The organism is Cryobacterium sp. SO1, from assembly GCF_004210215.2.
In the GTDB taxonomy this organism is placed as follows: domain Bacteria; phylum Actinomycetota; class Actinomycetes; order Actinomycetales; family Microbacteriaceae; genus Cryobacterium.
Genome location: NZ_CP067394.1, coordinates 425,572 through 448,526, shown reverse-complemented (window position 1 = coordinate 448,526; position 22,955 = coordinate 425,572). Strand labels below are relative to the sequence as shown.

The 22,955-nt window shown below is 66.4% G+C and carries 21 protein-coding genes and 1 tRNA gene; 6 read left to right on the top strand and 16 right to left on the bottom strand.

The window, feature by feature from the left end:
• The first annotated feature begins 44 nt into the window (after nt 1-44).
• From BJQ95_RS02160 to BJQ95_RS02150, 3 genes are all read left to right on the top strand, one after another.
• Nucleotides 45-118 (top strand) — tRNA-Pro (locus BJQ95_RS02160).
• A 67-nt stretch (nt 119-185) separates the two neighbouring features.
• Complete coding sequence (locus tag BJQ95_RS02155; protein WP_130176327.1) at nt 186-1,667, top strand: MFS transporter; 1,482 nt, start codon at nt 186-188, stop codon at nt 1,665-1,667.
• 119 nt (nt 1,668-1,786) lie between these two features.
• Nucleotides 1,787-2,257: a VanZ family protein gene (locus BJQ95_RS02150; RefSeq protein ID WP_165384847.1), complete on the top strand. Its 471-nt coding sequence runs from the start codon at nt 1,787-1,789 to the stop codon at nt 2,255-2,257.
• A 3-nt stretch (nt 2,258-2,260) separates the two neighbouring features.
• On the opposite strand, the gene BJQ95_RS02145 is transcribed toward BJQ95_RS02150, so the two are convergent.
• Nucleotides 2,261-3,304: an LCP family protein gene (locus BJQ95_RS02145; protein WP_165384848.1), complete on the bottom strand. Its 1,044-nt coding sequence runs from the start codon at nt 3,302-3,304 to the stop codon at nt 2,261-2,263.
• A 165-nt stretch (nt 3,305-3,469) separates the two neighbouring features.
• On the opposite strand from BJQ95_RS02145, the gene BJQ95_RS02140 reads away from it, so the two are divergent.
• Nucleotides 3,470-3,874: a hypothetical protein gene (locus BJQ95_RS02140; protein ID WP_130176330.1), complete on the top strand. Its 405-nt coding sequence runs from the start codon at nt 3,470-3,472 to the stop codon at nt 3,872-3,874.
• Between the two features lie 390 nt (nt 3,875-4,264).
• On the opposite strand, the gene BJQ95_RS02135 is transcribed toward BJQ95_RS02140, so the two are convergent.
• From BJQ95_RS02135 to BJQ95_RS02110, 6 genes are all read right to left on the bottom strand, one after another.
• Nucleotides 4,265-5,035 carry an HAD-IIB family hydrolase gene (locus BJQ95_RS02135; RefSeq protein WP_130176331.1) on the bottom strand — a complete coding sequence of 257 codons (771 nt, stop codon included), beginning with the start codon at nt 5,033-5,035 and terminating at the stop codon, nt 4,265-4,267.
• A gap of 5 nt (nt 5,036-5,040) precedes the next feature.
• A complete protein-coding gene (locus BJQ95_RS02130) occupies nt 5,041-6,354 on the bottom strand; it encodes a UDP-glucose/GDP-mannose dehydrogenase family protein (RefSeq protein WP_130176332.1) in 1,314 nt (437 codons plus the stop codon).
• Between the two features lie 128 nt (nt 6,355-6,482).
• Nucleotides 6,483-7,052, bottom strand: coding sequence for a hypothetical protein (locus tag BJQ95_RS02125; RefSeq protein WP_130176333.1), 570 nt, complete (start codon nt 7,050-7,052; stop codon nt 6,483-6,485).
• Nucleotides 7,053-7,270: 218 nt separating this feature from the next.
• A complete protein-coding gene (locus BJQ95_RS02120) occupies nt 7,271-8,266 on the bottom strand; it encodes a GDP-L-fucose synthase (RefSeq protein ID WP_130176334.1) in 996 nt (331 codons plus the stop codon).
• On the bottom strand, nt 8,263-9,321 hold the full coding sequence (gmd, locus tag BJQ95_RS02115) for a GDP-mannose 4,6-dehydratase (protein ID WP_130176335.1): 1,059 nt from the start codon (nt 9,319-9,321) through the stop codon (nt 8,263-8,265). The genes BJQ95_RS02120 and gmd overlap by 4 nt, the downstream gene beginning before the upstream one ends.
• Nucleotides 9,322-9,450: 129 nt before the next feature.
• The gene (locus tag BJQ95_RS02110; RefSeq protein WP_240694587.1) at nt 9,451-10,740 is read right to left on the bottom strand and encodes a glycosyltransferase family 4 protein; all 1,290 of its coding nucleotides are present in this window, start codon (nt 10,738-10,740) and stop codon (nt 9,451-9,453) included.
• 294 nt (nt 10,741-11,034) lie between these two features.
• On the opposite strand from BJQ95_RS02110, the gene BJQ95_RS02105 reads away from it, so the two are divergent.
• The gene (locus BJQ95_RS02105; protein WP_370688363.1) at nt 11,035-11,640 is read left to right on the top strand and encodes an acetyltransferase; all 606 of its coding nucleotides are present in this window, start codon (nt 11,035-11,037) and stop codon (nt 11,638-11,640) included.
• A 40-nt stretch (nt 11,641-11,680) separates the two neighbouring features.
• A complete protein-coding gene (locus BJQ95_RS02100; RefSeq protein ID WP_130176336.1) occupies nt 11,681-12,814 on the top strand; it encodes a glycosyltransferase in 1,134 nt (377 codons plus the stop codon).
• Nucleotides 12,815-12,902: 88 nt separating this feature from the next.
• Here the strand turns inward: BJQ95_RS02100 and BJQ95_RS02095 are convergent, their stop codons facing one another.
• The 9 genes from BJQ95_RS02095 to BJQ95_RS02055 form a co-directional block, all read right to left on the bottom strand.
• On the bottom strand, nt 12,903-13,277 hold the full coding sequence (locus BJQ95_RS02095; protein WP_130176337.1) for a hypothetical protein: 375 nt from the start codon (nt 13,275-13,277) through the stop codon (nt 12,903-12,905).
• A complete protein-coding gene (locus BJQ95_RS02090; RefSeq protein ID WP_130176338.1) occupies nt 13,274-14,209 on the bottom strand; it encodes a polysaccharide pyruvyl transferase family protein in 936 nt (311 codons plus the stop codon). Before BJQ95_RS02090 ends, BJQ95_RS02095 begins: the two co-directional genes overlap by 4 nt.
• The gene (locus BJQ95_RS02085; RefSeq protein ID WP_130176339.1) at nt 14,206-15,336 is read right to left on the bottom strand and encodes a glycosyltransferase family 4 protein; all 1,131 of its coding nucleotides are present in this window, start codon (nt 15,334-15,336) and stop codon (nt 14,206-14,208) included. The genes BJQ95_RS02090 and BJQ95_RS02085 overlap by 4 nt, the downstream gene beginning before the upstream one ends.
• Nucleotides 15,333-16,463: a glycosyltransferase gene (locus BJQ95_RS02080; RefSeq protein ID WP_130176340.1), complete on the bottom strand. Its 1,131-nt coding sequence runs from the start codon at nt 16,461-16,463 to the stop codon at nt 15,333-15,335. Before BJQ95_RS02080 ends, BJQ95_RS02085 begins: the two co-directional genes overlap by 4 nt.
• On the bottom strand, nt 16,460-17,584 hold the full coding sequence (locus BJQ95_RS02075) for a polysaccharide pyruvyl transferase family protein (protein WP_130176341.1): 1,125 nt from the start codon (nt 17,582-17,584) through the stop codon (nt 16,460-16,462). Before BJQ95_RS02075 ends, BJQ95_RS02080 begins: the two co-directional genes overlap by 4 nt.
• A complete protein-coding gene (locus BJQ95_RS02070) occupies nt 17,581-18,810 on the bottom strand; it encodes an oligosaccharide flippase family protein (protein ID WP_165384849.1) in 1,230 nt (409 codons plus the stop codon). The genes BJQ95_RS02075 and BJQ95_RS02070 overlap by 4 nt, the downstream gene beginning before the upstream one ends.
• A gap of 88 nt (nt 18,811-18,898) precedes the next feature.
• Entirely contained in the window at nt 18,899-20,290 is a 1,392-nt protein-coding gene (locus tag BJQ95_RS02065; RefSeq protein WP_240694588.1) for a sugar transferase, read from the bottom strand.
• A 349-nt stretch (nt 20,291-20,639) separates the two neighbouring features.
• Entirely contained in the window at nt 20,640-21,314 is a 675-nt protein-coding gene (locus BJQ95_RS02060; protein ID WP_165384850.1) for a hypothetical protein, read from the bottom strand.
• The gene (locus tag BJQ95_RS02055; RefSeq protein ID WP_130176345.1) at nt 21,311-22,732 is read right to left on the bottom strand and encodes a polysaccharide biosynthesis tyrosine autokinase; all 1,422 of its coding nucleotides are present in this window, start codon (nt 22,730-22,732) and stop codon (nt 21,311-21,313) included. The genes BJQ95_RS02060 and BJQ95_RS02055 overlap by 4 nt, the downstream gene beginning before the upstream one ends.
• Nucleotides 22,733-22,955: the final 223 nt, after the last annotated feature.

The window sequence follows — 22,955 nt, the reverse complement described above, 5'->3', positions numbered from 1 at the left end:
CCGGGACCCGATGGGGTTATACTTGTCGAGGTCCACAGGGCCATCGGGGTATGGCGCAGCTTGGTAGCGCGCGTCGTTCGGGACGACGAGGTCGCAGGTTCAAATCCTGTTACCCCGACAGAAACAAACCCCCACTCGTTGCGAGTGGGGGTTTTTCTGTTCCTTTGCGCCCGGAAAGGCCCGCCATGACTGACTCCCCCAGCACCGCCTCGGCCCCGGTGGTCACCCGCCGAGCCTGGCAGGCCCTCATCGTGCTGCTCGCGGGGATGTTCATGGCGCTGCTGGACACCACGATCGTGAACGTCGCGTTGCCGAGCATCCAGACCAGCCTGAACGCCTCGGAGGCGACGCTGTCGTGGATCATCTCCGGCTACGCCCTCGCGTTCGGCCTCGCGCTCATCCCGGCCGGTCGCATCGGCGACCGGATCGGTCACAAGTGGGTGTTCTTCACCGGGCTGGCGCTCTTCACCGTAGCGAGCCTGGCCTGCGGCCTGGCGCAGAACCAACTCCAGCTCATCGTGGCCCGGGTGCTGCAGGGCCTGGCCGGCGGCATCTTCGTCCCGGCCGTGACCGCCGTCATCCAACTGATGTTCCCGCCGCGTTTCCGCGGCAAGGCGTTCGCCATCATGGGGTCGGTCATCGGCGTATCCACGGCACTCGGCCCCATCGTGGGCGGCCTGATCATCGAGGCCTTCGGCGTGGAGAACGGCTGGCGCTTGGTGTTCTGGGTGAACCTGCCGATCGGCGTGGCCGCCCTCATCGCCGCGGCGGTACTGCTGCCCTCAGGCACCGGCACCAAGGCCACCACGGGCGCGCAGGCATCCCGCATCGACTGGGTGGGTCTGCTGCTCGTGTCGGCCGGCCTGGTGGCGTTGCTGGTGCCGCTGATCGAAGGCCAGGACCGCGGCTGGCCGCTCTGGACTTACCTGGTGCTCGCCGCCGGCGCCCTGCTCATCGTGGCGTTCGGCGCCTGGGAGGTGCGAGTGAGCAAGCGCGGGCAGAGCCCGCTCGTGCCGCCGCACCTGTTCTCGCACCCTGCGTTCACCGGCGGTGTGATTCTGGCCCTGGTGTACTTCGCGGCCTTCACCAGCATCTTCTTTACCATCTCGATCCTCTGGCAGGCGGGCCTCGGCCACACCGCGCTGGAGTCCGGCCTGGTGTCCATCCCGTTCGCGATCGGCTCGATCGTCGCATCGTCGCAGAGCAACCGGCTCACCCAGCACCTGGGTCGCACCGTGCTCGTCGCCGGTGTGGGCCTGGTCACCATCGGCCTGGTCTGGATCTGGCTGGTGCTGCTCGTCACCGAGCCGGCCAACCTCACGAACTGGATCCTGCTGCCGCCGCTATTCATCGCGGGCCTCGGGAGCGGCTGCTTCATCGCCCCGAACGTGTCGTTCATCGTCGCCACCGTCGACTCTACCGAGGCCGGGGCGGCCAGCGGTGTTGTCGGCGTGATGCAGCGGGTGGGCAGCGCCGCGGGTATCGCCGTGGTGGGCAGCGTCTTCTTCGGCACCCTGGTGGTGGCCGGCCCCGGCCCGGATGCCGTTGCCACCGGCTTCACCGACAGCGCCACCCTGGCCATGGCGGTCAGCGCCGCACTGAGCGTGGTGGCCCTGCTGCTGGTGTTCCTGCTGCCCAAGCGCGTCGAGGGTCCCGGCGGGCGCTGAGCGCGCACCTGTTGCTCCCAGCCGGGGCTCGTTACGCTTGGAGCTTGGTCCGTTGACGGTGATGTCCTCCCGCGATGCACCCTGCCGGAGGCCGTTGCCCGCTGCCCGTGGGAGGTCACGTGAACGCTCTGGCACAACGCCGCCACGCCACTCTGCGCACGGCGGCCCGCTGGCTGGCCGCCACGTACCTGCTCACGCTCACGCTGATCGCGTTCTGGCCCACCCCGGTGGACCGCGGCGCGCACGGCACCATCGTGACGGTGCTGGCCCGCCTCCACGCTCACGGCGTGCCTCACTGGCTGAATTACACCCTGGTCGAATTCACCGCGAACTTCGCCCTGTTCCTACCCGTGGGGCTGCTGGGCGTGGTTCTGCTGGGCTCGGCGCGCTGGTGGCTGGCGATCCTGGCCGGTTTCACCGCCAGCAGCCTCATCGAGCTCGGCCAATTGGTCTTCCTGCCGGCCCGCTATGCCACCAGTATCGACGTTCTCGCCAACAGCGCCGGCGCGGCCCTCGGCGCCCTGCTGGCCTTGGCCCTGCTCGCCACCGTCACCGCCCGCTCCCCCGGCCGTCCCAGTCAGCTGAACTGACGCTCACCCAGCGGCCTGCAGCGGCCTCACCAGCGCCGCCACGGTATCGGAGCGGTAAGCCTCCTGCAGAGCCGGCAGCGCCGCCCAATCGAGGTTCACGATCGACTGCCCGTCGGCGGAGGTCCCGGTGCCCGCTGTGGGGATGGTGAAGAAGCTCACGTCGCCCTCCCGCACCTCACGCAGTTCCACGCCCAGGCTCACCAGGTCGGTGGCCGAGAGCTCCTCGTCGATCGCCAGGTTCGGGCTGACCGCCTCCACCACCCCGCCCATCGTGGCCGGGCTCGCCAGCACCGACTTCTGCATCAGGCCGCTGAGCAGCGCGCGGATCAGCAGCTGCTGGTTGCGCACCCGCTGGAAGTCCCCGTCGGTGAACGCGTAGCGCTCCCGGGCGAAGGCCAGCGCCTCGGTGCCGTCGAGGTGCTGCGTCCCCTGCGGGAACGTGTGCCCCGCCAGGTGGTACGAATCGAAGGCGATGGGGTTGTCGATGTCTACGCCGCCGAGCGCATTTGTCAGCGCGGCGAACCCGGCGAAGTCCACCACCGCCACATGATCGATGCGCGAGCCCAGCAGCCCCTCCACCGTCTGCACCGCTAGCGGTACCCCGCCGAACGACAGCGCCGCGTTGATCTTCGCCTCACCGAAGCCGGGCACCTCCAACCAGCTGTCCCGGGGAATCGACATCACCGACAGCGTCTGGCGGTCGGCCGGCACGTGCACGATCACGATGGTGTCGGAGCGTTGCCCGCTGAGGTTGGCGATCGACCCGGTGCTGGCGCCCCGACTGTCGGAGCCCAGCAGCAGAAAGTTCAACGCGGAGGCCGCCGCGCCGGTCGCCACCGGCGGCCGCACCGACTCATCGGCCGGGAACGCCTCGGGGATCTTCTCCACCGCCTCGAAGCTTTGAGAGAGGTTCCACACCGTGACCGCGGCCCCCCCGAGCACCACCACCGCGAACACGCTGAACACGTCGAAGACGATCCGCCAGGCCCGGCGGCCGGGAGCAGGCGGAGCCTGACGGCGCGTTGGCGCGTTCTGCACTTCGGGCATCGGGTTGCCTCCTGCGGACCGGTGGAGTTGCGGTGCGCACACCATAGACCGCCGGTTCAGGCCCGGATAGTGTCCCCCATTGTGCCGACACCCGAAGGGGGGTCACTCCTGCCCCCGGTGCCCACTCGATTCGCGGCTCCCAGCCGGGCTGACTAGGCTCAGCCAATGCGCACACTAGCTTCCACCATCCTTCTCTGCGTCGTCATCCTGCTCACCGGTTGCACCGTCGCCGGCACTCCCTCGGCCGCGCCGACAACTGGCCGAACACCCGTTGCAACCACGACTGCCACGCCAACGCCAACGCCAAGCGCGCTCAGCGAACCCGAAGAGGTCGCCAAGCAGACCACCACCGTGGTGAGCCTGTACAGCCAGCTGGTCTGCACGAATCTGGCCGAGCGTCCCGACCTGGATCTCAATGCCGCCGTCGATCAGCTGCTTTCCGGCTATGCCACCGAAGGGCTCTCCGAGGAGTCCCGTCTAGAACTCGCGCACAACGTGCTCGAGCAGTCGGCCGCCAAGGACTGCCCCGACCAGGCCCAGCGCATCCAGGATGGTCTCGCCGGCCAGTAAGGAGCCCCCACCCGGGGGTGCGCCGCACCGCCCTCTCCACGCCTGCCAGCACCGGTCACCGCTCACCACGGGGGATGCCCCGGTTCGGAGCCCGAAAAGAACCAGACCCGTCGAGCAGATCGTCACGGCCGCCGGGGCATCGCCCCCGGGCCCTGGCCGGGGTATGGTGGCCAACGTTCGCATCCCTGACCCGGCCGCGATCACACGCCGGACCCGCCGGCGTGGCAAACATGCTCCCCGAAGAGGATGTGCCCATGCCGGCTACCCGTTCCAAGCTGCGCCGCTGGTTCCAACGCGAGATCGACCAGCCGCTCACCGCGATGTACGCGCGTATCGACGATCATCTTCTTTCAGCCAGCTCAGACGATGCCCCGCCGCCACCGTCCGAAGCTACGGGGAAACGGTCTCCAACGTCGGAATGAGCTTGTCGAGAAAGGCGACGGTGTCCTCCCAGTCCTCCACGGCGACGCAGTCGACGCCCATGGCCTTGACCGGATAGTCGTTGCCGTTCTCGTCGAGACGGTCTCCGACGAAAAGCATGTCGGCCAACGGGATTCCGGTGAGATCGGCGAGGCGGTTCATGCCGTACGCCTTGTCGATGCCGCGGCGAGTGATGTCCACCGAGGTGGAGCCCCCTGAGCGTACCTCGAGGTCGGGCAGCAGGGCCTGCACGGCCTCGCGCAGAGCCGTCTTCTTGGTGCCGTCAGCATCCCACTGGGTCTTGGCCGCCACAGGGGCTGCCTGGCCGAGGGCTGAGAAGGTGATCTGCGATCCGCGGTCTTCAAGGATCGGGCCCCAGGTGTCGCTTTCCCAGTACCCGAGCGCCCGCGCGGTCTTTTCCGCAGCGGTCAGCGCACGGTGTTTCTGGTCGTCTGTGAGGTTTTCCGCGTAGATCTGCTCCCAGCCGTCGTTCTGGTGGCGGTAGTACTGGGTACCGCAGGTAGGCATCAAATGCAGGCGGGTCAGCGCTGCGGCGTCGACATCGGTGAGCTTGTCGATGACCTGCATGGTGAACTGGGAGAACTGTCCACCGGAGATAACGCACACCTGGGCCACATCGAGCAGGCGCACCAGCAGTGCGGCCATTTGCGGGTTCATCGGTGACTTCGAGGGTGCCAGGGTGTCATCGAGGTCGAAAGCGACCAAGCGGGGGCGCGACATGGCCATTAGGGTCGGCCCAATCCGTAGTAGGTCCAGCCGGCTGCACGCCACTCGGCTGCGTTCAGGGTGTTGCGACCATCGATGATCGTCCGAGTCTCCACCAGTGTGGCGGCCCAGACCGGGTCGATGGCCTTGAATTCCGGCCACTCGGTGACGAGCACCACTGCGGCCGCGCCACGCAGGGTCTCTTCGATCTCGCTCGAGTAGCTGAGCTGCGGGTGCCGGGCGCGCGAGTTCTCGATCGCCTGCGGGTCGGTGGCGACGACGTCCGCGCCGAGGCCGCGCAGCTGCACGGCCACATCGAGGGCCGGGGAGTCGCGCACGTCGTCGGAGTGCGGCTTGAAGCTGAGCCCGAGCACGGCGACCTTGGCCTTGTACACAGGACGGTTCAGCGCTGCAACGGCCAGGTCCACAACTCGCTGCCGGCGGCGCAGGTTGATGGCATCGACCTCCTTGAGGAAGGCCACGGATTCGCCGCGGCCGAGCTCTTCGGCCCGGGCAGTGAACGCCCGAATGTCCTTGGGGAGGCAACCGCCGCCGAAGCCGACTCCGGCGTTGAGGAACCGGCGGCCGATGCGTGAGTCATAGCCGATCGCGTCGGCGAGCTGGGTGACGTCGGCGCCGGATACTTCGGCGATCTCGGCCATGGCGTTGATGAAGCTGATCTTGGTGGCCAGGAACGCGTTCGCGGCGACCTTGACCAGCTCGGCTGTGGCATAGTCGGTGACGACCAGCGGGGTCTTGGTGGCCATTGCCGACACGTAGACCTCATTGAGCTGAGCGACAGCGCGCTCTCCGGCTTCCCCAGCGGGAACGCCGTAAACGAGCCGGTCCGGGGCGATGGTGTCTTGCACAGCGAACCCTTCGCGGAGGAACTCGGGGTTCCAGGCCAGGGTCGCGCCAGATCCGGAGGCCGCGACGACCGCGGCGAGCCGTGCTGCAGTGCCCACAGGCACGGTGCTCTTTCCCACGATAAGGTCACCCGCGTGCAAGTGCGGCAGCAGCGCCTCAACCGCCGCGTCCACGTAGCTGAGATCGGCGGCGTTGCTGCCCTTCTTCTGCGGGGTACCGACGGCCACGAAGTGCACAGAGGCGCCTGCCGCATCCGCGATGTCGGTACTGAAGCGCAACCGGCCCGATGCTATGGCGGAGGTCAGCACCTCGGGCAGGCCGGGCTCGAAGAACGGAGTTCTGCCGGCGGACAGCGCCGCGATCTTGGCCGCGTCGACGTCGATGCCAACAACCTCATGGCCCAGCTCAGCCATAGCTGATGCGTGGACGGCGCCGAGGTAGCCACAGCCGATGACTGATATTTTCATTCTTCATTCCCCATAGGACAAGCCTAACGGCAGCCCCTGGGCTGCCGTGTCGGCGACGATTGGTTTTCGAGTTGGCGGCGAACAGTACCGGGTGAGCTCACGGCCTGTCCGGTCGCTCGGGCTGTGCGCTATACGGTTGCGCGCTGGCGGCGAACGACGCCGAGCACGACGACCAACGCCACACCGAGGAGCATCGTGCCGACTGCACCCCAGATGACGAGCACGGGCCCGTTGTAGCCGCTGCCGGTGAGCCCGCCGCTGGTCGCGCGGATGCTTGCGCCGGCGCTCGCAGCGGCGTCAGTGTGTGAGACGGTGAGGCTCGACGTGCCAGTGGTTCCAGAGGTGAGACCGGTTGCGGTGATGGTATAGGTCCCTGAGGCATCTTTCGGCAGGGTGACGTCCAGAGCGACGGAGCCCGTGTCGGTGCCCGTCTTGACCATGCTCGGCGAGTTCACGACCGACTTGATGGTCGCGAGAGTGGCATCCAGCGCGGTTTCGCCGGAGAGAGTGAAGGACACCTCTTCATCAGGGGTGAAGGACCCGTCGGTGAAGCTGACCCTGACGGTGGCATCAGGCGTGATGTCACCCGCGACGCTGATGTTGTCGTCAGGCACGTAGCCGGTGGCGTTGGCCGGGGCCGGTAACGCGAAGACGACGAGAACCGCGAGAGCGGCTGCCACTAAGGACGGCTTGAACATGGTTGTACCCCCTGTTGCTGTGCGATGAATGTGCCGACACTGGCGATGCTTCGATCGAAGCGGCCCCCTCCCCGAATGGGGGGCATAAACCAACACTAGAGGAAATTATCAGCGGATATCCAGTTGGCGTGTTTCATTTCTGTGAACTGTGGGTGTCAATTGCACCTCAACGAATGACTGGAATCTTCCCGGCCAATCCGCCTTTCGGCGGTGAGCGGCTACTCCCGCAGGGTGGTGGCGCGGTCGCGGTACCACCGCACGGTGGAGCGGATGCCGTCTTCGAGGCCGATCTTGGCCGTCCAGCCTGCGTGGGCGAGTTTGCTCACATCCAGCAGCTTCTGCGGGGTGCCATCTGGCTTGTCGGTGTCCCACTCCGTGGTGCCGGTGAAACCGACCACACGGGCGATCGTCTCGGCGATCTCGCGGATTGTGACGTCACTGCCGGTACCCACGTTGACCTGTTCGGGCCCGTCGTAGTGCTCCAGCAGGTGCAGGCACGCCTCAGCCATGTCGTCCACGTGCAGGAACTCCCGCCGCGGCGTACCGGTGCCCCAGTTCGTGACACTGGTCGCACCGGATTGGGCGGCTCCGTCGTAGCGGCGGATCAGCGCCGGCAACACGTGCGAACCCGTGGGCGAGAAGTTATCGCCGGGCCCGTAGAGGTTCGTGGGCATCGCCGAGATCCACGGCAGTCCATACTGCCTGCGGATCGCCTGGATCTGCAGGATCCCGGCGATCTTCGCGATGGCGTACGCGTCGTTGGTGGGCTCGAGGTGCCCGGTGAGGAGGGTGTCTTCCCGGATCGGCTGCGGCGCCAAGCGCGGGTAAATGCAGGACGACCCCAGAAACAGGAGGCGTTCCACACCGTACTTGAGGGCGGCGTCGAGCACGTTGACCTGGATGCGGAGGTTGTCGCTGAGGAAGTCCACTGGGTAGGTGCTGTTGGCCAGGATCCCGCCGACCTTCGCCGCCGCCAACACCACATACCGAGGAGTGGTCTCGGCGAAGAACGCGAACACCGCGTCACGGTCCTTCAAGTCCAGCTCGGCCGAGCCACGCCCGACGAGGTCGGTGAAGCCCTCCGCCTCCAGTCGCCGCCAGATCGCGGAACCGACCAGACCGCGGTGCCCGGCCACATAGAACCGGGCATCCCGGTCCAGCGCGGCCGGGGTGAAGTCGACCTGGTCGCGGGTGTCCGTCGCGGCGCCGCTCACGCTACTTCACTTCCCACTTGAGGCGCCTTGGTGCCCCAGCTGGTCAGCTTGACCTCATCGATCCACGGCCGACCCGAGTGCGACAGCGCGGCGATGTCGGCGTCGACCATGATCCGGGCCAGCTCGGCGGTATCCACTTCGGCCTTCCAGCCGAGCTTGTCCTGAGCCTTGGACGCGTCGCCGACCAGAGCGTCGACCTCGGTCGGGCGCAGGTAACGTTCGTCGAACTTGACGTGATCTTCCCAGTTCAGGCCGGCGTGGCTGAAGGAGGTTTCCACGAAGTCCCGCACGGTGAAGTTGCCGCCGGTGGCGAGGACGAAGTCGTCCGGTTCGTCGGCCTGCAACATCCGCCACATGCCCTCGACATACTCGGCGGCGTAACCCCAGTCCCGGATCGAGTCCAGGTTGCCCAGGTACACGTGGTCCTGGGTGCCGGCCTTGATCGCAGCGACGGCCCGGGTGATCTTGCGCGTCACGAACGTTTCACCACGGCGCGGGGACTCGTGGTTGAACAGGATCCCGTTCACGGCGAACATGTCGTACGCCTCCCGGTAGTTCTTGGTCACCCAGTACGAGTACACCTTCGCCGCACCGTAGGGGGACCGCGGGTAGAACGGGGTGTCCTCGTTCTGCGGCGGCGGCGTGGCACCGAACATTTCCGAACTGGACGCCTGGTAGAACCGCGGGTGAATACCCGCCATCCGGACGGCTTCGAGCAGACGGATGGTGCCCATCCCGGTCGTGTCACCGGTGTGTTCCGGCTCATCGAACGACACCCGCACGTGCGACTGGGCCGCCAGGTTGTAGACCTCGTCCGGCTGAATCTCGGCCAACAGGGTCACCAGACGCGAGCCGTCGGACAGGTCACCGTAGTGCAGGAAAAGTTTGGCCGTCGGGTCGTGCGGATCCACGTAGAGATGATCGATCCGTGACGTGTTGAACGTCGATGCGCGACGGATCAGACCATGCACCTCGTACCCTTTGGCGAGTAGCAGCTCCGCCAGATAGGAACCGTCCTGACCGGTGATTCCGGTAATGAGCGCGCGCTTAGTCATTTGATCCCCCAGGGGTGTCGGGCAACAGCGATCGGACATGACGTCCGTCGTCGATGCCGGGCTGTTTCACTACAAGGCCGAGCATATGGATTCGGGTGCCGTGACGCAAACGGGGGGTACCCGGGAACGTCATCTACGGGTGCCGCTACGCGCCGTGAGGGTGCGAAGCCAACTCGCGAACCGGTCGATGGCCGCAGCCTCACCGAGCACCTGTGTGCGGTAACGGAACCCGTTCGCGCCCAGGTGTCGGGCCAGATCCAGGTCGGACCCTAGCGCGAGTGCGGCCTCCAGGAGCGCCTGGGGGTCTCCGGCAGCCACTATCCGGCCCCCTTCCGCGGCTTCGATCTCGCTAGCGGTGAGCCCGTCCGGGTCGGTTGCCCCGATGACCGGGCGGGCTGCGTTGAAGTATGAGGTGAGCTTGCTGGGTACCGCCATCTCCGACACCCCGGGCTTCTCATTCACGAGAAGCACGTCCGCGGCCGAGAGCGCGTCCTGGAAGCCGGCGTCGTCGAGCGACCCGATGAACTGCAGCCGGACGATCGTCGCGCCAAGCTCCTGGAGCTCATCACGCTGGCTCCCGTTGCCCAGCAGCACAAAGCGCACCGGGCTGTTCTGTTCGTCGGCGAGCCGGGCGGCATGCACGACGTTCTCAAGACCCTGCTTGACCCCCATGTTGCCGGCATGCAACACGATGGTCTCGTCATCGGCCCAGCCGTGCCTGGCCCTGGTGGCGGCGACATCCGTGGGCGCGCCCGGGTCAAGGTGGGTCCAGTTGCGGACAATTTCGATGTTCCCAGGGTCGACGCCGAGACGACGACTGAGGTGCTCGCCGAACCTGTCATGGATCACAACGACCCCGGCGGCGGCCTTCAGGGTCGTCTTCTCCACCCAGGTGATGAACTTCGCAACAGGGCCATTTCCCATGCCGGTCTCGGTGATCCCGAGGCTGTAGATGTCCTGCACCCACACGTTGACCAGGGGCCGGTTTGGGCTCAGCCGGGCGCGCAGCATGCCGATCGCCGTGGAGAACAGCGCCGGCGAGACCATGACGACCACATCGGGCCGGCCCCACCGCGCGAAGAGCAGGCGCAGGCCGAAGGAAAGCTCGGACACGAGCCGGTTCACCCCGCCGGGGCTGGCCGGCACATAGTGCTTCAACCGGGTGACCGGCACCGCGTCGATGACTTCCGTGCTGGTCCAGCCGCCGTACCCGTCGTGGATCTTCCACTCCGGGTAGTGCGGGTGGGCGGTGAGCGCGCTCACCGCAATGCCGCGTTGCGCCAGGCCACGTGCAAGGGCGCTGGTGTACGGCGAGATGCCGGTGGTCTCCGGGGTGTAGTTCAGCCCGATCACCAACACCCTGAGCGCATGGCTCTCGGCCGCATCGACCGTGGGCTGCGGGATATCGACACGGGTCACAGTGGAGCTGCTTCCGCATTCGCGGGACAACGCGCCGCGAACTGCGCGAGCCCAAGCTTAATAGTTTTCACGAAAATCCCCCAGGTGGATCGATGTCTCGCACCGCGGCGCCCAAACGGGTCACACCCATTCAGGTGACAGTCGCAGTGTGGGATCCCAGCCTAACCACGACAGCGCCCCCCCACCCAATGCGGGGAGGTCGGGAGGGTAAATTGCGGGTTTCGGTCAGGTTAAAAGCGGGCGCGACGACGCCACGTGCACCCCGGACGGGGTACAGAGGCGACACAATGGGGGGTGGGCAATTGTGCGGAGGACATCGTGGGGCTCAAGGAAACGAACCAGTCGGGTAGTGCGCGGGTGATCAACTTGGCTGACGCGCCAGGCGAGAAGGCGGCGTGGGACAGACCGAAAGCGCAGGTCTACCTGTGGGCGATCGTCGAGCTCCTGCTGGTCACCAACCCCTGGCAAATCAGTTCATCGCTGCGGATCCGCGCCCTGCGCCTCTTCGGCGCGGAGATCGGCGACGGCGTCATCTTCCGGCCCCGCACCCGGGTCAAGTTTCCATGGAAACTGCACATCGGCGACCGCTCCTGGATCGGCGAAGGCGTGTGGTTCCACAACCAGGATCGCATCTTCATCGGCAGTGACGTCATCCTCTCCCAGGAGACATTTCTCACGACAGGAAGCCACGCCCACCGGCGAGACATGGCGCTGATCACCCGCCCGATCAGTATCGGAGACGGTGCCTGGGTGACGTCGCGGTGCATTGTGCTCGGCGGCAGTGACGTCGGCCCCTCGGCCCTCATCCAGCCGGGCACGACCGTGCAGGGCATCGTTCCGGAAAACACCATCTGGGGCAGCACTGACAAGCCGGGTCCCCTCGGCACCCGCTTCAGCTGAGACACCGCTCCATGACAACCACTGCCCCGATGAGGAACCCGTGCGCATAGCCCAAGTCGTCACCGTCGTCACGCCGGAAGGTGCCTACGGCGGCCCCGTACGAGTCGCCGTCAACCAAGCGAAGGCGCTGATCGCGCTGGGCCACGAGGTGACGATATTCGCCGGGACCCGCGGATTTCAGATTCCACCGACCGACATAGACGGTGTGCCTGTGCGTCTCTTCAGGACCGTCCAGGCCATTCCGCGTGCCGGTTTCGCCGGCATGTCTTCCCCCGGCTTGCTTCGGGCGGTTCACCGGGAGGTTCGGCGGTTCGACATGTGGCACATCCACCTGGCTCGGGACCTCGTGACCCTGCCGGCTGCCGCCATGGTGAGGCGCGCCCAGGCGCCGTACCTGGTGCAATGCCACGGCATGATTGATGAAAGCGGCAACCCACTGGCAGTGCCGCTTGACGCTGCACTGACTCGGCCGGTCTTGCGTGACGCCCGTCGAATCCTCTCGTTGACGCCCAGGGAAGAGTCTGACCTGCAGAAGGTCGGCGGCCCCAACCTGGTGATCAGCCGGATTCCGAACGGTGTTCCGCTCTCGCACCCACCGACCCCCGGCTCCTCGGGTCGCCGCGAGGCGCTTTTCCTCGCCCGCCTGCAGAAACGCAAGCGCCCTCAGTTTTTCGTTGAAGCGGCCGTGCAGATCGCCCATCGCTCCCGCGATGTGGAGTTCACCCTGATCGGACCCGATGAGGGCGAGGGCCGCGCAGTCCAGGACCGAATCAACGAGTCCGGCCACGCCGACCGCATCGTCTGGAGCGGTGCGCTTCCCCCCGAAGCGACCCTGGAGCGGATGCGCTCCGCCAGCGTCTATGTCTTACCGTCGGTCGATGAGCCGTTCCCGATGTCCGTGCTCGAGGCGCTCTCGGTGGGCCTCCCGGTCATCATCACCGACACCTGCGGGTTGGCGCCGTTCGTGCGGGCTGCCGAGGCCGGCATCGTGGTTGACGACAGCCAGGAGAGTCTCACGTTGGCGCTGGAGTCCCTCCTGAGCGATGAGGCCCTGGCGCGTCGCATGGGTGACAACGGCCGCGAGCTGATCGAACGGGACTTCTCGATCGACTCGGTGGCCGCCCTGCTGGCCGGGCACTACGACGACGCACTGTCGGCAGCCGCGCGCTCCTAGGCGCACCCTATCCGGCCCACGTTCTCCGCGATCGGCAAGCACCTCTAGACGGGCGTCTGAGCCCGAGTAGAGGTGATCGCCCGTCGAACTACGAGACCGGGACGCGGCCCATGATGGCGGCGATCCGGTACGCGAGAGCGCCTGGTCCAGGCAGGATCGTGAGGCGGGTGACACCCTCATTGAGCAACGTGCGACGGAGTCGCCATGGCTCGATAAGACGGCCGAGGCGCAGCCGCAGCTTGCCCCTGCGATCGGTCACGCTGAAGTCACGGGTGATGAGGATCGGCTGCCCGTCCGCCGCGAGCACGTGCAGGTATTGGTCGGCGTTGAAGACCAGCACGAAGTCGAACGTCGATAGGTCGGACCCGATCGCGTCGGCCGAGCCGTGCGCCGAAGCCCAGGTGCGCGGAACGGCGCACGCCAGAACAGTCGTCGCCGTGCGGGTTGGGGTCAGCTTGCTCATGCGAGGCTCCAAGTCTTCGTCCAGGATTCGATCGCGTCGGCGGGGAGCTCGATCGCGACGGGGCTCTGCCCGTCCAGGGCGTGTTCGATGTCACGGAATGCGTGCCGGGACGGCGCACGGAGGCCGACCGAACGGCTGATCTCACGCGCGCGGTTGTCGATGCTGAGAATCAAACTCGGCACGCCGAACTGCAGTGCACGGATTCCGCCGTGGAGGCGGAGACCGACGTAGGCCGTGTCCGGCTGCTGGAGCTCGTGGTCGAATGCAGCCAGGCTTGGATCGATGAAAGTGGGCGCGCCGGGCGAAATCGATTCGATGTAGCGACGATCACCCGGGCCCTGTGGCCAATAGAGCACGTCGTGGCGCGACTCGAGCAGGTCGATCAGCCGGCGGTCGGCGAGCGGGTCCTGGTTGTAGTCGGTGAAGGTGGCGATAATCCGTTTCTGTGTCGACGGCAAGGGCTGCTCGCCGACCCGCCATAGCGTGGGGCAGGAGATGTGCGCAGACGCCACGCCTGCCGCAGCCAGGCGCTTGGCCGAGTACGCGTCTCGTACGCCCCACGTTCGTCCGCCGCCCATGGACTTCATCCAGCGGGCGCTGACAGGGTCGATCGCGCCAACCTGGTACTGCCACCAGCCGGCACCGAACACGGTGAGCTTGCCCTTGGCCAGCTCGATGTCGGCGCGGTCCCATTCCCAGCTGGTACGGAAGCGCATGTGGTTGGACAGCAGGTTGGTGCCGCAGACGACAACCTCGTCGGCGGACCGCAGGGCGTCCCGCGACGCATCCGATAACGGTCCGTGCATGGGAATCACCTCGACATGGGTGGAGCGGCTCAGCGGGGTGATGAATTCCCGGTGGATGGCATCCGAAATAATCTGGTCGCCCAGATTCGTGGAGGTCATCCCGGGGTCTACTACTACAACGCTCATGGGCGTAATCCTCCTTGTGTTCTCAGGCCGAGGGCGGTGTGCGCCTCAACCATCTGTCTGCCGACCCGGGACCACCGTGCTTCTGTGGCCGCCCAGTCGCGAGCGTTTCCGGCCAGCTCCCGGTTGCCGGCCACTGATTCGAGGGCGGCCTGACCGTCGACGGTGTCGTCGGTGAAGTCGACCGAGTGCAGCACCCGCAGCGGGCCGAGTTCGTCCGCAGCGTGAATGCTGTCGGAGATCAGGCTGGGTACTCCGGCTGCAGCAGCCTCAAGCAGCATGATGCTGCAGGACTCCCACCGGGACGGGTGCACGTAGGCGAGACACCTCGCGAGCAGCTCGTCCTTTGCCGCACCCGACACGCGTCCGCTGATGTCGACGCTGTCCTCGAGTCCGAGCCGATCGACCAGGGCCACAGCCTCGGCGCGACCGTTCTGGAAGTCCGGACCGACCAGCCGGAGCTTCGGGCGCGGCAGCGGCAGCCTCGCCCAGAATTCCAGCAGGTTGTCGATGCCCTTGTGGAACAGATCAAACCGGCCAATCCAGAGAAAATAGTTGCCGGCGCCGGTCCACATCGCGTCGGCCGGAACCTCGGTCGTGCCGTTGGGTACGGTGATGAATCGCGTGACGGAGGACGCGAACTCTTTGACGACGGTTTGCTCTCCGGGGTAGAAGACGTGCACTGCGCTGGCCCGGCCCAGCAGCCAGCGGTCCATGCGGGCGCGAATGCCGAGCACATCGCGTTGGTTCGCAACAATCTGCTGTTCGTAGACGCCGTGGGGCATCACCACGATTCGCGCGCCGCGGATCCGGGCGATGGCTCCCGCCACGACATTGCTGAGCACCCACCCTTCGTGGAGAACAAGGAGGTCGCCGCGCTTCAGTTCCCGCACCAATCCGATGGGCACCCAGGTTCCTCGGTTCCTGCCCCAGTGCGGAATGGTCTTCACGACGCCCTCGAACGCGAATTCGTTACGGTCACCGCCGGTGGGTTCGGCCGCCAGGATGGACACGTCGTCGCCGGCGGCGAGGGACGCCTCTGCCCAATGATTGAGCGAATCGGTCACGCCGGAGGGGTGTTCAAGATATCGCGCGTAGTAGTGCAGCACGCGCTGGGTGCCGGCGCTCATCGATGTTCCTCCAGTTGGGCCAGGATGACGCCGCTGATGATGTCGGCCGCGGCCTCGATGGAGGGCACGTCCGACGGCGGAATCTGGATCGGGGTGGGACCGGACAGCCACGCGGTGGCGTATGCCTCCGAGGTCGGCGCGGTTTCGATGACGTCGATGCCGGGCCGCAGATAGTCGAATTCCGGTGCGTGCGCGCTGGCGGACGTGGTGAGGATGGGCAGGCCCATGATGAGCGCGTCGACGGCGACGAGGCCGACCCGACCGGGATTCAGAAGCAAACCGGCCTGGCTCGCGGCGGCGGCGTACTGTGCGGGCTCAGCCTGGCCCAGGAGCACCACCCTGCCGGTCTCGGCCGCGAGAGCCTCGAGCCTGGCGGCATCTTCTCCCCAGCCGGCGACGACCACCCAGCGGAAAGGGTCGGCCGCGAACACTGTCCGGGCGGCGTCCACGAGCAGATCGATATTCTTGTGCCGGTTCAACGCGCCCAGATAGAGGTCGATCTGGGCGTTGCCCGGTATTCCGTGAGCGGCGCGGAACTCATCCTGGCGGTGGGCGGTCACAGCGGCCAGGGCGGCGCGAAGCTGGACTGTGTCGGTCGCATTGTGGAAAGCGGTCACCTGGTTCTGACGAGCCCGGCCCTCGCCGGTGACATGTCGGCGGCCTCGCTCGGTGTAGGTCAGCACGTGGTCCGCCCACCGGTTGAGCTGGTTTTCCAGCGCCACGGCAAGCCGGTTCTGGTCGGTCGTGTCCGAGGTACCGTGACCGAGGGTGACCACCCGACGGCCGGAGGCTATGGCCAGCCAGGCGTTCATATTGGACACCTGCATCTCCGTGACCAAAAGTACTCGGCGTGCCCGCCATCGCCGCGGCAGGGTGCGGAAGATGAGCTTGGGCAGCCGACGGTGCAGGGTGAGCGTGCGCGTCGGCACCTGCGTGGCCCACACTGTCTCTACACCGTCGCCACGGCCGGCTCGGATGCGCAGCTGTTCTGCATCGCCGCCGTAGAACACGCGGCATTCGACGCCTTCACTCTTGAGGTTGTCGACGACCCTGGCCCACAGGGGTACCCGGTAGCCGGGAACGTAGGGCTGGGTTATCGCTACGAGCGAGCGGCGCGGCCGGCTCATGCCCGGACCCCGGCAACCGGGGCGACTGCGACGACACCGAGAAACTGAGAAAACTGCCGCTGGATGCCGGCCAGTGCAAGACGGGCCTGTTCGGCCTCAACCTCGACCGCTCCGGCGGGGCCCACGATATCGGCGTTCGCCCAGTCCACGTCGCTGGGCCCATCGAAGTCGGGACTGGTGGTGCGCAAATCCACCCACGGCCGCAGGGTGGACGTCAGTTTGTCGGATCCGCGGTCGAGCACCGCAATCGGTGCGGCGCCGTGCTGAATTCCGAAGATGAGCGCGTGCAGCCGGTTGCTCAGCACAGCGCCGGCCTGGGCATACGCGATGCGGGCCCGTTCGAGCTGCTCGGCATGCGAATGGTTCCCCCACAAGACGGTGGGCACGTCGAGTTCACGGCCGAGGGCGCGATGCCGGTCGTCGTCACGCTTGACCTGCGTGACCAGAACCGGGGTCAGCCCTCGGTCCCGCAAGTGGCCGACGACGACCCTCAGGCCATCCACCGCGATGGGGCGATCGCCGCGCAGGGAGATCACGACGTTGGTTCGGCCACGAACGGTGGCAGCGTCGCTGAAGGTGTGCGCGAACGCGAGGTCGGGTGCACCGGCCAGCTCTTCTCCCAGCACCTGCGCCGACCGGGTGTCCCGCACGACGTAGAGCTGGAACATCGCCACGACGGCGGCTTCAACCCGTCGGGCCACACGACCATGTCCACGAAGAGACCGCCCGACCGCCAGCACGGCACCGCCTGAGCTCCTGACCGCGGCGACATTAGCCAGGTTGATCAGCGATTTGCTGATCGCCCTTATGCTCGGTCCGAATACCTGGGGTCCCGGAGCGAAGACGATCGACGCTCGTCGGCGCACGAGGTATTGCCAGAGCAGAGCCTGATACTGCACGGGATTGGTGACGAACCGGACTCGTTCGTCGATGTCGAAGGCCTCGAGGTAGGCCGGCGGCATTGTGCCTGCGAAGGCGATGACGTCACTGTCCGTGGCACGGATCCATCCCAGCGCGGCGTTTCGTATTTCGATGTCACCGAGGTTGTCCCACTGCGCGGCGACACTGTAGAACACCGTGCGGCGCGGCCGCGGGGAAGACCGGGTTGCTGATGAGCTCATCGGTTGGGCTCCTTTCGAAGGATGAAGGTTGTCAGGCGGGTCACCAGGACGGCGCTCTGTACCACGTAGGAAAAGGCCAAGCCGCACGCGGCGCCCGCGGCGCCCCACATCAACCCACCGATTCCGACGCCGATGAGGCAGACGAGCGTGGTCAGCACAGCGGTGCCCGCGACGAAGTGCTTGAGGCCCACTCCCTGCAGGAGAGAACCGAGCAGTGACGCCGCGGCAGCAAAGACCAGACCCACGGCTGTGATCTGCAGGGCCAGGATGGCTCCCGTGTACGCCTCGCCGAGCACGATGGGCACGACATACGGCACGGCCAGTCCGAGGAGCAGGTAGAAGAGCCCGAGCCCGCCCACGACGATGGCGACCAGCTTGAGAAGCCCGCGCATCGTGCTCGAGTTGCGGGTAGACGAAGCCGGCAGGAGCACCGAGGCCAGCGACGTGGGCAGGATGCGCAGTGGACTGGTCAGGCGAGCGGCCGCCGCATAAAAACCGGCCTGCGCGGTGCCGGCGACAAAGCCGATGATCGTGGCATCGAGGTTGCGCGCCTGAGTGGCGACAGAATTGATCCAGTAGGGCCAGGACAACCGGAGCAAAACGCGCGCGGCGACGCGGTCGGTGGACTCGAGCAGCCTGCCCACGACGACGTGGGCGAACACCCAGGACGCGCAGGCTGCGGCGGCTGAGGATATGCCAAAGGCCAGGACCGGGTCGATCGGCGTCCACAGGGTGAATCCGATGAACAACGCCAGATTTCCCATCCGCCGTGCTACCAGGTTGGCCGTGTTGATGCGGGCATCACCGTCGGCGAAGACCACGCCCAGCCAGGCATCCGCGTTTCGCTCGGCCGCAGCCCAGAGGCCGAGGGGCAACAACAGGAAGAACCGCGAGTCGGCCACGACTCCGAGCAGCCCGGTGACGGCTATGAGCAACACCCCCATGATGAGGGAGAGCGAGTTGTTCAGGCGCAGCGCGGCGGCCACGATAGCGGGGTTCGCCCGTTTGGCGCGCTCGCGAATGACGAGGGTCGGCAGGCCGAAGTCGAAGAAGGTCTGCGCCAGCGTCATCACCCCGTATACCGCTGCGAAGAAGCCGAATTCTGCCGGCGCCACCGCACGAACGAGCACAAGCATGATGATCGCCTGGATCAGGGCCGCCAAAATACGACCGCCGGACACCCAGGCGAATTGACCGCCCACGCGATATCGGCGAGCTGTGCTCACGGGCGGGCCCTCCTGTTCATGGTTCGAAGTGCCTGTCAGGTCGGCCCCAGCGTCCGATGCGGATGATCGGCCCGTGGGGCTGACGCGGCTAATACGCGCCCTCGCGCGCCAGTACGGCCTTCGCCGTGCGCCAGAGGATGGCGACATCGCCCGTCATCGACCAGTTCTCGACGTAGTAGAGGTCGAGCCGCACGGTGTCTTCCCATGACAGGTTGGATCGGCCGCTGACCTGCCACAGGCCGGTGATGCCGGGTTTGACCAGGAACCGCCGGTGCACGTGGTTCTCATACTTCGACACCTCCTTCTCAAGCGGTGGGCGAGGGCCGACGAGGGACATGGTGCCGCCGAAGACGTTGAACAACTGGGGCAATTCGTCGAGGCTGAATCTGCGCAGGAACTTGCCGATGGGAGTAATGCGCGGATCGTCCTTCATCTTGAACATGACGGCGTTGCCCTCGGAGAGGTCCTGAAGGCCGGCCAGCTGTGTTTCGGCATCCGTGACCATCGAACGGAACTTGAGCATGTAGAAGGGCTGGCCGTTGATGCCGACCCTCTCCTGCCGGAACAACACCTTCCCTGGTGTGCTGAACCGAATCGCCATCGCAATGATGACCAGGAAGGGCGACAGGCAGAGGATCAAGGCTGCGCTGCCGAGCAGGTCGAACCCCCGCTTCGTGTACAGCTTCATGCCCTCGTACCGAGGGGTTTCCACGTGAATGAGCGGAAGTCCGGCCACCGGCCTGGTGTGAATGCGTGGGCCACCAATGTCGGTGAGGCTCGGCGCTACGACCAGGTGCTGTCGACCCGGTTCCAGGCTCCAGCTGAGTTCTCGCATCCGGGCAGGGGGCAGTTCGTCGCTGCTTGTGACGACCACGGTGTCCGCGTTGACAGCGGCCATCGCCGCCTGCAGCTTGTCGATGTCGCTGAAGACGGGAATGTCGGTGCCGGGAAGGCGCTCCGCCAGAGGGCCGCTCAGGATGCACGCGCCAACGACGTAGTAGCCCGCGGATGGTTGTCTGGCCAGTTCACGGGCAAGGTGGGTCGCCGTGGCTTCGGAGCCGACCAACAGCACGCGCGACGAGAAGCGCCCGTCGAAGCGCTGAACTCCCAGCCACTGGCGCCACATCCAGCGCGAAAGCAGCAGCACTATGAGGCCAAGCGGGAAGGCGATCAGGATATAGCCGCGCGCGATGTCGATGTGGAACAGGAAGGCGATGATGGCGACCAGGCCGAAGAGTCGCACGGTGGCGTTCGTCACCTGCTTGTACTCCTGGGGGCCGGTGCCGAGTACCCGGTAGCCGCGGCTTCCATAGATGCCCAGCACCAGCATCCACGCGGCGATTATCGACACTGAGAAGACCGTGTAGCTCACGGCGACTTCGTTGAACCGGCCACGGAACTGAACGTCGGACGCGGTGACACCGAACCAGGCGATCTGCACGCCGAAGACGACCCACACGAGTACGAGACAGTCGGTCACAGCGAGCCGAACGGCATACGTGTCGCGCCAGTCGCGGTTAACGGACGGCGTTTTCGGGTCCGAGAGCCCGGCCACCATCTCTGTTTTACTCATATTCCCCCCGTGACGCTCCGAGTCATTACCCGACGCGCCCTCATCCAGTGATCGCTTCACCCCAGCGTTTGCCGGACCCAGGAGTGCCGGCGGCTTGAGCGGCGGCGACAGTGCCAGGCAAGGTCTCCGCTGGTGTGTGCACCTGGAGACAACCTGTCGGGGTGGGCGAGTGCTTTGTCCGGCAGGGCGATCAGCTGCACTCCCGCACATTCCAGGAGACCGACCGTCGTTTTAACGTACCCCATTCGGGTTACGTCTAGATTAACTGCGCCGCCGACCCGAACGCACCCGAGATCGTCGTCACGGCACGGTTGACAATCAAGCCGACGCTGTCGTACACGCCCATGGCTCGGCGGTATGGGTCGTCGATGTCGTCATCGGCGGGCCGCTGGGGGGGCGGCGAGAACCCCCGGGTTGCGGCGACCTCGGCGACGAGGGCGCGCAGGATGCGGGCTGTACCTGCCGGGTCCGGGCGGCCAGACTCGCCATCGGCAGCCGATCCGCCCGACACCTGTTGCGACGAGACCATGGGCGCGACAAGTCGGGCCAGCTGGGTGAGGGTGAAGCTGTACCGCACGGCACGCGGATACAGGGCGGCAACGGCACTGCGGTGCTCGCGGGTGGCCGTAAGCACAAGATCCGCCTCGGAAATGAGCGATGCGGTGAGCTGACGGGCCACGTGGCCGTCGCCCGCTCCCCCGTACCGACGGGAGACATGTGCCGCTTCCGGGGTCATGGCGTCACCGGCCATGGCGCGGCTGCCTGCGCTGTGGACCTTGACCGATACGCCCAGCTCTCCCAGGCGCGCTCGCAGGAGTTGCTCCGCCAGAGGAGACCGGCAGATGTTTCCTGTGCACACGACCAGCACAGTGAACGGTGTCGGAGTGTCGTTCGGTGCCACGCTCAGCCCCCCCACCCTGGTGGTCTTCACACGCTCACCTTCGGTGCCGGTGCGGGCGTCGAAACTTCGGCCACCTCGGTTCCGTTGCCATATCCGTAGCCGTGGCCGTAGCGGCCGTACCCGTAGGCGTCCGGTCCCTTCGTCGGCACCATGGTGAGCACCAGTCCGGAGACCGGCGCACCCACATTGCGGAGCGCGCTGAGGGCGCCCTGGAGCTGGTTCTTATGAGTACGTCCAGCGGCGACCACGACGATCGTGCCTCCGACGCTCTTGGCCAGGATGGCGGCGTCGGTGACGGGAAGAAGCGGCGGGGTGTCGTAGATGACCACATCGAACATCTTGTTGAACTCACCGATGAAGTGGTTCATGCGAGCCGAGCCGAGCAGCTCGCTGGGGTTCGGCGGGATCTGCCCTGCCGGGAGGACGAACAGCTCGCCCTTGCCCCACGGCTGGATCAGGTCTTCGAGCTCCGCGCGGTCGATGAGCAGGTCGGTGAGCCCGACAGCACCCTCAACACCCATGTACTCGGCAACCGTGGGCCGGCGCAGGTCGGCATCGACAAGGAGAACGCGCGAGCCGGCATCCGCCAAAGCGATGGCCAGGTTAGCGCCGGTGGTGCTCTTGCCCTCACTCTCGATGGACGACGTAACCACGAAGCTGCGGTCCGCCCGACCCACGTCGAGGAACTGTAAATTGGTGCGCAGCGTGCGGAACGATTCGGCACGGGGGCTGCGTGGGTCGGAGTGCACGATAAGAGGCCGGTCATGGGCGCGGGGGTCGAACACGATGCCCCCCAGGATCGGGACGTCGGTGACTCCTTCGACGTCGCGCTCGTTGCGGATGCGGGTCTCCAGCGTTTCGCGGAGCACGGCCACGGTCAGTCCCAGGGCCAGGCCGAGAATGGTACCGAGCACGATATTCAGGGGCACGTTCGGGCTCATCGGCCTCGCCGGAACGGTGGCCTCCTGCGCGGGGGTGAGTTTGACCGGGGACAGAGCGTCGACGGCGTCGGGGGACTCGATTTCCTCCACCACCGCTGCGAGGCTCGCCGAGACGGCGTTCGCGGTTTCAGCCGCTCGCGCCGGATCCGTATCGGAGACGTTGATGGTGATGATCGAAGTGTCCAGAGGTGCCGAAGCGGTGACCCTACCCGCGAGCTGATCGCTCGTGATGCCCAGCCCAAGGGTCTCGATCACCGGCAGGAGCACGATCGGTGTGGACACCAAGCTGGAGTAGGTCTTCACCCGCTGCACGGTGAACGTGCTGCCCTGCTGGAGTTCGCTGGTGGTCCCCGCTCCCTGGGTGGAGACGAACACCTTCGCTGTCGCGCTGTAGCGAGGGGTCAGAGTGAGCGAGTATGCGGCGGCGGCACCGACTCCGACCAGGGTCAACAAGACGATAACCACCCAACCTTTGCGCAGGATTCGAATGTAGTCGCGAAGTTCCACTCAGGAGCCTTTCATTGACGTGCATGTGGAGGCCGAATACCTGCGCCCCCCTTTATGGTGTCATACGATTACGTCGCCGCAATCACCGGTCGATTTCCATCGCGCGACATCTGGCCTGTCGGCGTGGCCCGCACGAGGGACGAATCAATGTCGGTGACCGCTTGCCCGTTGGCCAGGACGGCTCCGCCCACAACGGCACTCCATCGAGCTCCGGGCGAGCATC